The sequence below is a fragment of the Dactylosporangium sp. McL0621 genome (assembly GCF_049995355.1).
In the GTDB taxonomy this organism is placed as follows: domain Bacteria; phylum Actinomycetota; class Actinomycetes; order Mycobacteriales; family Micromonosporaceae; genus Dactylosporangium.
In genome coordinates this window covers 2,777,998-2,789,973 of the sequence record NZ_CP188259.1, presented here as the reverse complement: position 1 = coordinate 2,789,973, position 11,976 = coordinate 2,777,998, and the positions used below count along the sequence as shown (strand labels likewise).

Below are 11,976 nucleotides of genomic sequence, written 5' to 3'. Positions count from 1 at the left end.
GCCCAGGTTGCAACCTGAAAGTCCTCGACGGCAAGCGGCAGACGGTCGATCAGTGACATCGTGCCGTCGTGGGTCCGCAATCGCAGCATCGCTGGACCGGGCCGGGGCGATCCTGCGCGACCCGCGGTACTTCAAAGGCGGCTACGGCGGCGTGCGGTCCATCGCCACCGTGGCCATGTCCGAGGGCGGCCTGCCGATCCTGCAGAACACGTGCGCGATGCACCGGCAGGCGTCGTTCTACGCCAACGAGTGGCCGGACGGGACGCGGATCGGCCCGGACGGCGACGTGTTCGCGTTCTACCTGCCGTCGATGGACGGGACCCGGGCGCGGCCCGTGCTCGGCGCCGGCGAGTTCACCGGCGCGTTCACGGACCGGCCCGAGGTGCAGGCGGTCGCGTCGTACCTCTCCACGCCCGGATGGGCGGATCACCGGGCCCGGCTCGGCGGGGCGGTCAGCGCGAACCGGGCCATCGACCGCGAGGCGTTGCGCTCGCCGGTCGAGAAGCTCTCCGCGCAGTTGCTGACCGATCCGGGCACGGTGTTCCGCTTCGACGCCTCCGACATGAGGCCCGCGGCCGTCGGGACCGGCACCTTCTGGACCGGCATGATCGACTGGCTGGACGGGAAGCCGACGAAGGACGTCCTGGACGGCATCGAAAAGAGCTGGCCGGCCGGTTAGGCGCAGGTCCTGTTGTCGAGGGCGAACGAGGTGGGCACGGCGTTGGTGCCGTTCCAGCTCGACAGGAAGCCGAAGCTGACCGAGCCGCCGACCGGGATGCCGGCCGTGTAACTCGCGTTGGTCGCGACCACGGTGGCGCCGGACTGGGCGTAGGTGGCGCCCCAGGCCTGGTTGAGCGCCTGGCCGTTGGCGAAGGACCACCGCAGGTCCCAGCCGTTGATCGCGGCCGTGCCGATGTTCGCGATCTTCACCTCGCCCTGGAAGCCGCCCGGCCACTGCCCGACGATCGTGTACGTGACCTTGCAGGGCCCGATCACCGGGTCGGACATCATCGAGCGCGACGGCGAGGGCGAGGCCGAGGAGCGCGACGGCGAGGGCGACACCGACGAGCGGGACGGCGACGGCGAGGTCGTGCCGCCGGCGTAGACCGAGGCCTCCTTCGAGGTGGCCCTGATGCCGTTGGCGCCGTTGAAGATGCGCTCGCCCCAGCTGGTCAGCTGGGCCGGGTTGAAGCTGGTGACCATGTCGAGGTACTCGACGCCGCCGCCGTTGCCGCTCCACGACCAGCCGAGGTAGCCGATGCGCAGCGACGTCGTCGTCGCCATGATGGTGTCCTCGTCGGGGTTGCCGTCGGAGTGGTTGAAGCCGAACTCGCCGACCACGATCGGCAGCTTCGCGGTGACGAACCGGTTCAGGTAGTCGTTGATCTCCGCCGCGGTGTCGAAGACGCCGTACATGTGGATGGAGAAGACGGTGTTCTTCTGCGTGTCGGCCGCGAACACGGTCGCGGCGTTGTCGCGCATGGTGAACGACCAGTCCTGGCCCCAGTTCGGGGCGTCCACCATGATGGTGTGCTCGAAGCCGTTGGAGCGCAGCCGGCGGATGGCGTTCGCGGTGTCGGTGGCCCAGTTGGCGACGGTGGCCGCGTTGTTGCCGTACGGTTCGTTGCCGATGTTCACGATGACGTACTTCTCCTGGCCCACGAGCGCGCTCTTGACGCTCAGCCAGTAGTCGACCGCCTTGTCGAGCGGGACGGCCGCGCTCGCCTCGCCGTAGCCGGTGGTGTCGTGCGCCTCCAGCACGCAGATCAGCTTGCTGGCCTTGCACAGCGACACGACGTTGGCGACGTCGGCGGTGTCGTTCTTGGCCCACTGGGCGCCGGTGGCCAGCACGACCCGCACGGTGTTCGCGCCGAGCGCCTTGATGTTCGCGAACGCGCTGGTCTGGGTCGGGTACCAGGTGTGGGCGTGGCTGACCCCCCGCATCACGAACTCGTTGCCGTTCGCGTCGTACAGCCGGCCGTTGCTGACCGTGAAGCCGGCGGCCGCCTGGGCGGGCTGGACGGCCACCAGCACGGAGATCAGGACGGCCAGCGCCACGCTGGCGGCGAGGGCGATCTTTGTTCTCATTCGAGCCTCCCTTCTCGTTGCCGGGCAATGTATTAACCGGTTCAGTAAGGGTCAACGAACCACCCGCTGAACACCCCGCCACCAGCGCGGGCTTCATGAAAATTGCGGGTAGGTCAGCCCGTCCCCACTTCGAGACAGCACAGGGAGAAGCACATGCCAATGGACAACCCGGCCGACCTGTTCCTCTACGAGCTGTCGGGCATGTACGACGCCGAGCACAAGAGCAACCAGCTGGTCGGCGAGATCCTCGGCCGCACGGAGCAGAGCCCGCTGGCCCAGATCCTGCGCGCCCAGCAGCAACAGGGGCAGCAGAAGATCCAGAACCTCGAGACGTGCTTCGCGATGATGGAGGCCGAGCCCGAGGACGTGCCCTGCCTGACGATGGACGGGATGCGCGCCGAGTTCCAGGCGTTCGTGGGGCAGGCCCCGTCGATGGAGGCGATCGAGATCTACACCGTCGACGCCGAGACGAAGATGGCCCACCTGGGCATCGCGGGCTACCAGGGCCTCATCGACAAGGCGCTGCTCATGGGTGAGATCCAGTGCGCCCAGATCCTGCGCACCAACCTGGTGCAGAAGCAGGAGAACGCGGGCACGTTCGAGCGGATCAGCCACGAGCTCGGCCAGCGGGTGGCGATGAACGTCTAGCGCCCGGCGACGACCACGTGGGTCTCGGTCTCCTCGTCGGTGACCGTCCGCGGTTGCAGGCCGCCCGCGCGCAGCAGTGCGTGGGCGGCCGGCAGCTGCGCCGGGCCGGCCTCGGTGAGCAGCGCGCCGCCGGGGGCGAGCCACGCGGCGGCCTCGGCCGCGACGCGGCGCAGCACGTCGAGGCCGTCGGCGCCGCCGTCCAGCGCCGTGCGGGCCTCGTGCACGCGGAACTCCTCGGGGAGGTAGGCGATCTCGGCGGTCGGCACGTAGGGCACGTTGGCGAGCAGGAGGTCCACACGGCCGCGCAGATCGTGCGGTACCGCCGAGAAGAGATCGCCGGCGAAGACCTCAGCGGTCACGCCGGAGAGGTTGCGGCGCGCGCACGCCACGGCGGCCGGGTCCAGGTCGGTCGCGACCAGGCGGACGCCGGGGCGGCCCTGCGCCACGACCAGGCCGAGCGCGCCGGTACCGCAGCACAGGTCGAGCACGGTGCCGCCGTCGCGCAGCATCGTGCGGGCCGTGGCGGTGAGCAGCTCCGTGCGGTGCCGGGGGACGAAGACGCCGTCGGTGACGGCCACGCGTACCCCGGCGAAATCGGCGAAACCGAGGACGTGCTCCAGCGGCGCACCGGCGACCCGGCGGGCGGCCATCGACTCCAGGGCCGCGGCGTCGGGCGCGGCCGCCAGCAGACGGTCCGCCTCCTGCTCGGCGAAGACGCACCCGGCCGCGCGCAGGCGGGTGGTCAGCTCGGCGTGGTTCATGCGTTGAGGTACGCCAGAACGGCCAGCACGCGGCGGTTGTCGTCCTCCGACGGGGGCAGGGCGAGCTTGCCGAAGATGTTGTTGATGTGCTTGCCGATCGCCTTCTCCGTGACGAAGAGCCGGCCCGCGATCGCCGCGTTCGAGCGGCCCTCGGCCATCAGCCCGAGCACCTCCCGCTCGCGCGGGGTCAGCGCGCGCGTCGGGGCGCCGGCGTTGCGGGCCAGCAGCTGCGAGACGACCTCCGGGTCCATCGCGGTGCCGCCGGCGGCGACGCGCCGGACGGCGTCGACGAACTCGCCGACGGTGGCGACGCGGTCCTTGAGCAGGTACCCGACGCCGCCGCGGCGATCCGAGAGCAGCTCGCGGGCGTAGAGTTGCTCGACGTGCTGGGACAGGACCAGCACGGGCAGCCCGGGGACCTCGGCCCGGGCCGCGATCGCCGCGCGCAGGCCCTCGTCGGTGAAGGTCGGCGGCAGCCGCACGTCGACGACGGCGACGTCGGGGCGGTGCGAGAGCAGCGCGGAGCGCAGGTCGGTGCCGTTGTCGACGGCGGCGACGACCTCGAAGCCGTACGCGCCGAGCAGCCGTATCAGCCCGTCGCGGAGGAGGGCGAGATCTTCGGCGATGACAACACGCACGGCAGCTCCATGGTCAGCACGGTCGGTCCCCCCGGCGGGCTGTCGACGCGCAGAACCCCGTCGAACACGGCCAGCCGGCGCTCGACCCCGGCCAGCCCCGAGCCGGCCCGGGGCGCGGCACCGCCCACGCCGTCATCGCTGACGCTGCAGTAGAGGAATCCTCCGAGGTAGGACAACGATACCCAGGCCGCCCCGGCGCCGCTGTGCTTGACCACGTTGGCGAGCGCCTCGGCGACGGCGAAGTACAGGGCCGACTCGACCGGAGCCTCGGGCCGGCCCGGCAGGTCGCCCTCGACCACGACGGGCAGCGGGAGCGTCAGGGCCAGCGCGCGCAGCCCGCCGACCAGCCCGCGCTCGGCCAGCACCGGCGGGTGGATGCCGCGCACCAGGTGCCGCAGCTCGGCCAGGGCCAGGCCGCTGGCCTCGCGCGCCTCGGCGATGAGCCGCTGGGCCGCGGCCGGGTCGTGCAGCACGATGTCCTCGGCCATGCCCAGGCTCATGCCGAGCGCGACGATCCGGGCCTGCGCGCCGTCGTGCAGGTCGCGCTCGATGCGGCGCAGCTCGGCCGCCTGGGCGTCGACGACCTGGGTGCGGGTCTCGGTGAGGCGGTTGACGCGCTGGGCGAGCACCGAGCGGCTCGTCGGTCCGAGGAGGCTCTGGTCGTACCGCGCGAGCGCCCACTGCACCCACGGCGCCGCGTAGAGCACGCCGGCCGCGATCAGGGCGCCCTGGAACGGTACGGACAGGTAGCTGATCGGGTTGAGCGGCCAGGTGACCCCGTAGCCGCCGTTCTCCCCGGACGTCACGTTGATGATGACCGGCAGCAGGGCGATCCCCGTCAGGCCGTAGAGCATCAGGATCGCCGTGCTGAACCCGAACGCCACCCCGAGCGGCGCCCCGCCGAGCAGCCACAGCAGGTCGCGCCACGTGGCGGGGTCGCGCACGAGCCACATCCACCGCCGCGGCGAGCCGATGAACGCACCGGCCGGCCGGGGCCGGTAGGGCCGGGGAATGTCGACTCCGGACCACTGCCCGGCCAGCTGCCGCCGAAGATTGGCGTAGGCCCGCACCAGCAACTGCACGAGCGGCGCGAGCACGAGCCCGACCCCGAGCACGGTGAACGCGAACGACAGCACGGTGAGCACGATCAGCACGATGTGGATGGGCAGCCCGAGAATGCCGACCACCGCCACCCGGGCGACGCTGACCAGCCCCCGGCGGACGAACGGCCACGGCTTCATGGAGCCATTCTGTCCGCCCGCCGGGCGGTTGGCAGTAGGTCTAAACCCCCGGGTTGCCGTGGGTTCTAGGCCCCGTAGAGGCCGCGGCGGTAGGTGCTCTCGGCGTAGTAGGCCTCGAGCTCCTCCACCGACTCCGCGGTGTCCTGCACGCTCTTGACGAGCTTCGCGTGCGTCGGCAGGAGCTCCGGCGTCCACGTCTCGGACTTCCACAGGGCGGAGCGCATGAAGGCCTTCTGGCAGTGGAAGAAGATCGTGTCGATGTCGACCACCAGGGCCAGGATCGGCCGGTGGCCCTCGACGACGAGGTCCTCGAACCAGGGCGCGTCGGTCAGCAGCCGGGCGCGGCCGTTGATGCGCAGCGTCTCCCGGCGGCCCGGGACGAGGAAGAGCAGGCCGACGTGCGGGTTGGCGAGGATGTTGTGGAAGCCGTCGGCGCGGCGGTTGCCCGGGCGTTCCGGGACGACGATCGTGCGGTCGTCCAGCACGTGCGTGAAGCCGGGCGGGTCGCCCTTCGGCGAGACGTCGCAGTTGCCGCCGGCGTCGGCGGTGCCGACGAGCACGAACGGGGAGAGGGCCAGCCAGTCGCGGTCGGTCTGGCAGAGGCGGTCGCGTTCCTTGGTCACGGCCCGGGGCATCGGCGACCCGAGCAGCTCCTCCAGTTCCGTCACCGAGGTGATCTGCATGGCGCCAGCATACGACCGGTAACAATCTGAAACAGACAGGTTATTGTCCGGGCGCACGTGTGCCATTAGCGTCGGCTCATGACGGGACAACGCACCGAGGCGTACCGCGACGACCGCGCGCACGTCTTCCACTCGTGGTCCGCCCAGCGGATGCTCGACCCGGTCGTGGTCGAGGGCGGGCTCGGGGCCACGTTCTGGGACGACGCCGGAACGCGGTACCTCGACTTCTCCTCGCAGCTGGTGAACCTCAACCTCGGCCACCAGCACCCGCGGGTCGTGGCCGCGATCCAGGAGCAGGCCGCGAAGCTGTGCACGGTCGCGCCGACGTTCGCGAACGCGGCGCGCAGCGAGGCGGCCCGGCTCATCGCCGGGGTCGCGCCGGGCGAGCTGGAGCACGTGTTCTTCACCAACGGCGGCACCGAGGCCAACGAGCACGCGATCCGGATGGCCCGGGGCACCACCGGCCGGCACAAGATCCTGGCCGCGTACCGCTCCTACCACGGGGCCACCACGGGCTCGATCACGCTCACGGGCGACCCGCGCCGCTGGGCCAACGAGCCCGCGATGCCGGGCGTGGTTCGGTTCTTCGGGCCGTACGCGTACCGCTCCCCCTTCCACGCCGAGACCGAGGAGCAGGAGGCCGAGCGCGCCCTCGCCCACCTCGAGGAGATCTTCACGCTCGAGGGCCCGCAGACGATCGCGGCGGTGATCCTCGAACCGGTCGTGGGTACCAACGGCATCCTCGTGCCCCCGCCCGGCTACCTCGCCGGGGTCCGCGCGCTGTGCGACCGGCACGGGGCGCTGCTCATCGCCGACGAGGTGATGAGCGGCTTCGGCCGGTGCGGCGAGTGGTTCGCGGTCGACCGCTGGGGCGTGGTGCCCGACCTCGTCACGTTCGCCAAGGGCGTCAACTCCGGCTATGTACCGCTGGGTGGCGTCATCCTCGGCCCCCGCGTGTACGAGACGTTCGCCGAGCGCCCGTTCCCCGGCGGCCTCACGTACTCCGGGCACCCGCTCGCCTGCGCCGCCGCCGTGGCCACCATCGAGGTCATGCGCGACGAGCGGATCCCCGAGCGCGTGCGCGACCTCGGCGAGCGGGTGGTGCGGCCGCGGCTGGAGAAGCTGCGCGACCGGCACCCGTCCGTCGGCGACGTGCGCGGCCTGGGCCTGTTCTGGGCGATCGAGCTCGTGCGCTCGAAGGAGACCCGGGAGATGCTGGTGCCCTACAACGCCGCCGGCCCGGCCGCGAAGCCGATGGCCGAGGTGGTCGCGGCGTGCAAGGCCGGCGGTGTGTGGCCGTTCACCCACTTCAACCGCGTCCACGTGGTGCCCCCGCTGATCATCTCGGAGGACGACCTGGTCCGCGGCCTCGATGCGGTCGACGACGCGCTCGAGGCCGCGGACGGGTACTGCGCCTGAGGGACTACGCCCCGCCGGCGGTCAGCGTGACCGTCTGCGGGGCGAAGGAGGAGCCCGTGGTGTCGACGCCGGCGGCCTTGGCGGCGTCGAGGGCCTTCTGCATGTAGTCGTTGGTGTAGGCGAGGCCCTCGGGCTTCTTCTTCAGTACCGTGTCGCCGGTCTGGTTCTTGGTCGTCATCGAGATGTCCACGGTGCGCGCCCAGTCGGCCTCGTCAACCAGGCCGACGCCCTTGGCCGCCGGCCAGACGAGCTTGTTGACCTCGTTCATCTGCCACAGCTGGTGCGTCTTGCCGAGCTTGGAGCCCTTGGCCACGACCATGTCGCGGCACTCCTCCGGCTTGTCGCGGCAGTAGGCCCAGCCCTTGATGGTCGCGGTCAGGAACTTCACGGTCCGGTCCTGGTAGCCCGCGTCCTTGAGCTTGTCGGTGTTGGCCCACACGGCGTCCTGCAGCATCGAGGAGCCGACGGTCTTCCAGTCGATGATCGAGAAGTCCTCGGGCTTGTAGAGCTGGCCGGTGGCCGGGTTGGTGGCCTCCAGCAGCTGGGCGTACTCGTTGTAGGACATGGCCTGCGCGACGTCGATCTCCTTCTTCAGCAGCGCCTGCATGTCGAACTGCTGCTGCACCAGGGTGACGTCCTTGCCCGGGTCGAGCCCGGCCTTGGTCATGCCGGCGAAGAGCTCGAACTCGTTGCCGAAGCCCCAGTTGCCGACCTTCTTGCCCTTGAAGTCGGCCGGGGACTTGATGTTCGAGCTCGCGAACGCGACCTGGTAGGTGCCGGAGCGGGCGAAGATCTGCCCGACGTCGGTGATGCCGGCGCCCTGCTCGCGCGAGGCGAGGGCCTTGGGCACCCAGGCCACGGCGTAGTCGGCCTTGCCCTGCGCGAGGACGGTCTGCGGCACGATGTCGACGCCGCCCTCCAGCAGCTGCACGTCGAGGCCCTGCTCCTTGTAGAAGCCCTTGTCCACGGCGGCGATGTAGCCGGCGAACTGGGCCTGGTAGAACCATTGCAGCTGCAGCTTCACGGTGGTGAGACCGCCGCTGCTCGTAGTGGTGGGGGACGTGGAGTCGGCAGTGCCGCAGCCGGCCAGGACGAGCCCGGCCGCGACCACGACAACGAACTTCTTCATGGGGGAACCTCCGTCAGAAACGGGACTTCCAAGGCATCGCGAGACGCTCCAGCAGCAGCGTCGTGAGGTAGAAGACGAGCCCGAGGACGCAGGCGCCGAAGACGAACGCCCACGCCCGGGGATACGCGGTGAACGCGGCGGCGGAGGTGATCCGCGCGCCGAGCCCGTCCTGCAGGCCGCCGAAGTACTCCGCGACGACGGCGGCGATCACGGCCAGCGACGATGCCTGCCGCAGGCCGGTGAACAGGTGAGGCAGCGCGCCCGGCAGGCGCACCAGGCGGGCGAAGGTCCAGCCGCCCGCGGCGTAGCTGGCCATGAGCTCGCGGTGGGTCGGGTCGACCTCCCGCAGCCCGCGCAGCGTGTTGAGGAAGACCGGGAAGAACACGATGATCCCGGCGACCAGCCGGCGCGGCAGGCTGCTGGTCGACTCGAACATGTTGTTGAGGATCGGCGCCAGCGCGATGATCGGCAGCGCGTTGAGCACCGCCGCGAACGGCACCGAGACCTCGCTGAGCAGCCGCACCCGGCTGGTGGCCAGCGCGGCGAGCACGGCCACGACGGTGCCGCCGACCAGGCCGACGAGCGCGTTGGCCCCGCTGGCCAGGGCCGCGTCGAGCACGTTGGAGCGCTGCTCGACGAGCTCGGCCCAGATCGCCGACGGGGCCGGCAGGATGAAGGGGGCGATCCGGCCCGCCTTGACGACCAGCTCCCACCCGGCGAGGCCGAGGATTCCGACGAGCAGCGGCGGCAGGATCCGCCTCATGACCGCAGCGCCTTGCGCACGGCCGTGACGTGGTCGAAGTAGGCGGTCGACTGGCGCACGGCCTCGTTGCGCTCGCCCAGGGCGATGTCGATGGTGGCGGTGATCCGGCCGGGGCGGGCCGACATCACGACGACCTTGTCGGACAGGAACACCGCCTCGGAGATGGAGTGCGTGACGAACACGGTCGAGGTGCGCGTGGCCGCGCAGATCTGCAGGAGCTCGCCCTGCAGGCGCTCGCGGGTCATCTCGTCCAGGGCGCCGAACGGCTCATCCATCAGCAGCAGCGGCGGGTGTACGGCCAGAGCCCGCGCGATCGCGACCCGCTGCTGCATGCCGCCGGAGAGCTGGGCCGGGTAGTGGCCGCCGAAGTCCGCGAGCCCGACCAGCGCGAGCATCTCCTCCGCGCGGGTGCGCCGCTGCTGGCGCGGGATCCGGCGCAGCTCCAGCGGCAGCTCGACGTTGCGGCGCACGGTGCGCCACTCGAAGAGCCCGGCCTGCTGGAAGGCGATGCCGTACCCCTGCTCGCGGCGGGCCTGCCCGGCGGGCTTGCCGGCCACGGTGACCGCGCCGGTGGTCGGCTCGATCAGGTCGGCGATGAGCCGCAGCAGCGTCGACTTGCCGCACCCGGACGGGCCGATGAGGGAGACGAACTGCCCGTCGTCGACGTCCAGGTCCACATCGGACAGTGCCGCCACCTCGTCGGGGCGGCCCTGGTTGAACACCTTGGTGACGCCCGCGATCGACACCGCGGTCATATAACGTTCACCTCGACTCTACGGCGATGGCGCATGAGGGGGAGCTCGAGCAGGCTCACGAACGCGGCGACGCACAGGCCGAGCAGCGCGGCGCCCAGCATCGCGGTGTAGACCTTGGCCGGGTCGGAGGTGGCCTCCCGGGAGTACTCGATGACGAGCCGGCCGATCCCGCCGCGGGTGCCGGTGGAGATCTCGCCGACGACGGCGCCGACGACCGCGGCCGCGCCGGCCAGCCGCAGCGCCGGGAAGAGGAACGGCAGGGCGGCCGGGAGCCGGAGCTTGACCAGCGTGCGCCACCAGCCGGCCGCGTAGGAGCGCATGAGCTCGACGCCGGCGGCCGGGGGCGACTGCAGGCCGCGCAGCAGCCCGACGGCGATCGGGAAGAACGCGAGGTAGGCGGCGATGGTGGACACCGTCATCCAGTCCTGCCACGGGTAGGGGCCGAACGACAGCGCCCCGCTCCAGCCGGCCACCAGCGGCGCGAGCGCCACCAGCGGCACGGTCTGGGACAGGATGACGTACGGCAGCAGCCCCCGCTCCACGACCCGGAAGCGCTGCATGAGCGCCGCGAGCACGAAGCCGATGAGCACGCCGGCGGCGAAGCCGACCGCCGTCACGCCGAGCGTAAACAGACACGCGTCGAGGACCACGCGCCAGATCGGCCGCCCGCCGGTCAGCTCGGGCCGCGACAGGCGCTCCAGCACGGTGTACAGGTGCGGCATGGACAGATCGTCGGCGCGGGGCAGGATGCGCACCCCGAAGACGGCGGTGCCCTCGTCGTTCCCGACCGCCTTGTAGCCCTCCCACAGCAGGACGAAGGCGGCGACCCCGGCGAGGGCACCCAGCACGCGTTTCATGAGACGACCGGGATGACATGCTCGCCGTAGGCGGCGAGCGTGGACTCCTTCGCGTCGTGCTGCAGGTACAGGGCGAACTGGTCCACGCCGAGCTGCTTGAGCTCGGCGAGGCGCTTGAGGTGGTGCTCGATCGGGCCCAGGATGCAGAACCGGTCGACGACCTCGTCGGGGACGAAGTCGGTGTGCGTGTTGCCGGCCCGGCCGTGCTCGGCGTAGTCGTAGCCCTGCCGGCCCTTGATGTAGTCGGTGAGCACGGTCGGCACGGCCCCGCCGGCGCCGTAGCGGGCCACGATGTCGGCGACGTGGTTGCCGACCATGCCGCCGAACCAGCGGGTCTGGTCCCGCTGGTGGGCGAGGTCGTCGCCGACGTAGGCCGGGGCGGCGACACAGAACTTGATCGCCGCCGGGTCCCGCCCGGCCCGCTCGGCCGCGGCGCGCACCGCCCCGATCATCCAGGCCGCGATGTCGGGGTCGGCCAGCTGCAGGATGTACCCGTCGCCGACCTCCCCGGTCAGCGCGAGCGCCTTCGGCCCGTAGGCGGCGACCCAGACCTCGAGGCGGCTGTCGGGCGCCCACGCGAACTGCAGGTCGCGGTCGCGCAGGTGTACCGCGCGGCCGTTGCCGAGCTCGCGGATGACCTGCACGCACTCGCGCAGCTCGGCGAGCGTCGTGGGGCGGGAGCCGAGCACCCGCACCGCCGAGTCGCCGCGGCCGATGCCGCAGACGGTGCGGTTGCCGTACATCTCGTTGAGGGTGGCGAACAGCGACGCGGTGACCGTCCAGTCCCGGGTGCCCGGGTTGGTCACCATCGGGCCGACCACGACCCGCTCGGTGTCGGCGAGAATCTTGCTGTAGATGACGAACGGCTCCTGCCACAGCACGTGCGAGTCGAACGTCCACACGTGGCTGAAGCCGGCCGCCTCGGCCTTCTTGGCCAGCTCGACCACGCCCAGGGCGGGCGGGTCGCACTGCAGCACCACCCCTATGTCCATGC

The 11,976-nt window shown here is 71.3% G+C and carries 13 protein-coding genes; 3 read left to right on the top strand and 10 right to left on the bottom strand.

Annotation, left to right across the window (positions count from 1 at the left end; all coding sequences use genetic code 11):
• The first annotated feature begins 52 nt into the window (after positions 1 to 52).
• Positions 53 to 679 carry a hypothetical protein gene (locus tag ACPPVO_RS13095; RefSeq protein WP_426511468.1) on the top strand — a complete coding sequence of 209 codons (627 nt, stop codon included), beginning with the start codon at positions 53 to 55 and terminating at the stop codon, positions 677 to 679.
• On the opposite strand, the gene ACPPVO_RS13090 is transcribed toward ACPPVO_RS13095, so the two are convergent.
• The gene (locus ACPPVO_RS13090; protein WP_426511467.1) at positions 676 to 2,088 is read right to left on the bottom strand and encodes a cellulase family glycosylhydrolase; all 1,413 of its coding nucleotides are present in this window, start codon (positions 2,086 to 2,088) and stop codon (positions 676 to 678) included. The genes ACPPVO_RS13095 and ACPPVO_RS13090 overlap by 4 nt on opposite strands.
• A 153-nt stretch (positions 2,089 to 2,241) precedes the next feature.
• Here ACPPVO_RS13090 and ACPPVO_RS13085 point away from each other — a divergent pair, with 153 nt between their 5' ends.
• Positions 2,242 to 2,736, top strand: coding sequence for a ferritin-like domain-containing protein (locus ACPPVO_RS13085; RefSeq protein WP_426511466.1), 495 nt, complete (start codon positions 2,242 to 2,244; stop codon positions 2,734 to 2,736).
• Here ACPPVO_RS13085 and ACPPVO_RS13080 read toward each other — a convergent pair.
• The 4 genes from ACPPVO_RS13080 to ACPPVO_RS13065 all read right to left on the bottom strand — a co-directional run bounded on the left by ACPPVO_RS13080 (position 2,733) and on the right by ACPPVO_RS13065 (position 6,059).
• Positions 2,733 to 3,497 (bottom strand): putative protein N(5)-glutamine methyltransferase, encoded by a 765-nt coding sequence (locus ACPPVO_RS13080; protein ID WP_426511465.1) that lies wholly within the window; start codon positions 3,495 to 3,497, stop codon positions 2,733 to 2,735. The genes ACPPVO_RS13085 and ACPPVO_RS13080 overlap by 4 nt on opposite strands.
• Positions 3,494 to 4,135, bottom strand: a complete 642-nt coding sequence (locus ACPPVO_RS13075) for a LuxR C-terminal-related transcriptional regulator (protein WP_426511464.1) — start codon at positions 4,133 to 4,135, stop codon at positions 3,494 to 3,496. Before ACPPVO_RS13075 ends, ACPPVO_RS13080 begins: the two co-directional genes overlap by 4 nt.
• Positions 4,087 to 5,376 carry a sensor histidine kinase gene (locus ACPPVO_RS13070; RefSeq protein ID WP_426511463.1) on the bottom strand — a complete coding sequence of 430 codons (1,290 nt, stop codon included), beginning with the start codon at positions 5,374 to 5,376 and terminating at the stop codon, positions 4,087 to 4,089. The genes ACPPVO_RS13075 and ACPPVO_RS13070 overlap by 49 nt, the downstream gene beginning before the upstream one ends.
• A 65-nt stretch (positions 5,377 to 5,441) precedes the next feature.
• Positions 5,442 to 6,059 (bottom strand): pyridoxamine 5'-phosphate oxidase family protein, encoded by a 618-nt coding sequence (locus ACPPVO_RS13065; protein ID WP_426511462.1) that lies wholly within the window; start codon positions 6,057 to 6,059, stop codon positions 5,442 to 5,444.
• Positions 6,060 to 6,137: 78 nt separating this feature from the next.
• Between ACPPVO_RS13065 and ACPPVO_RS13060 the strand changes: the two genes are divergently transcribed.
• Positions 6,138 to 7,478: an aspartate aminotransferase family protein gene (locus tag ACPPVO_RS13060; protein WP_426511461.1), complete on the top strand. Its 1,341-nt coding sequence runs from the start codon at positions 6,138 to 6,140 to the stop codon at positions 7,476 to 7,478.
• Positions 7,479 to 7,482: 4 nt separating this feature from the next.
• On the opposite strand, the gene ACPPVO_RS13055 is transcribed toward ACPPVO_RS13060, so the two are convergent.
• Genes ACPPVO_RS13055 through ACPPVO_RS13035 form a run of 5 tightly spaced genes read right to left on the bottom strand, consistent with a single transcriptional unit; the run spans position 7,483 to position 11,974 of the window.
• Positions 7,483 to 8,607 (bottom strand): ABC transporter substrate-binding protein, encoded by a 1,125-nt coding sequence (locus ACPPVO_RS13055; RefSeq protein ID WP_426511460.1) that lies wholly within the window; start codon positions 8,605 to 8,607, stop codon positions 7,483 to 7,485.
• A 13-nt stretch (positions 8,608 to 8,620) separates the two neighbouring features.
• Positions 8,621 to 9,370, bottom strand: a complete 750-nt coding sequence (locus tag ACPPVO_RS13050; protein ID WP_426511459.1) for an ABC transporter permease — start codon at positions 9,368 to 9,370, stop codon at positions 8,621 to 8,623.
• Positions 9,367 to 10,125, bottom strand: coding sequence for an ABC transporter ATP-binding protein (locus ACPPVO_RS13045; protein WP_360377654.1), 759 nt, complete (start codon positions 10,123 to 10,125; stop codon positions 9,367 to 9,369). The genes ACPPVO_RS13050 and ACPPVO_RS13045 overlap by 4 nt, the downstream gene beginning before the upstream one ends.
• Entirely contained in the window at positions 10,122 to 10,982 is an 861-nt protein-coding gene (locus ACPPVO_RS13040) for an ABC transporter permease (RefSeq protein WP_426511458.1), read from the bottom strand. The genes ACPPVO_RS13045 and ACPPVO_RS13040 overlap by 4 nt, the downstream gene beginning before the upstream one ends.
• Positions 10,979 to 11,974, bottom strand: a complete 996-nt coding sequence (locus ACPPVO_RS13035; protein ID WP_426511457.1) for a TIGR03842 family LLM class F420-dependent oxidoreductase — start codon at positions 11,972 to 11,974, stop codon at positions 10,979 to 10,981. The genes ACPPVO_RS13040 and ACPPVO_RS13035 overlap by 4 nt, the downstream gene beginning before the upstream one ends.
• Positions 11,975 to 11,976: the final 2 nt, after the last annotated feature.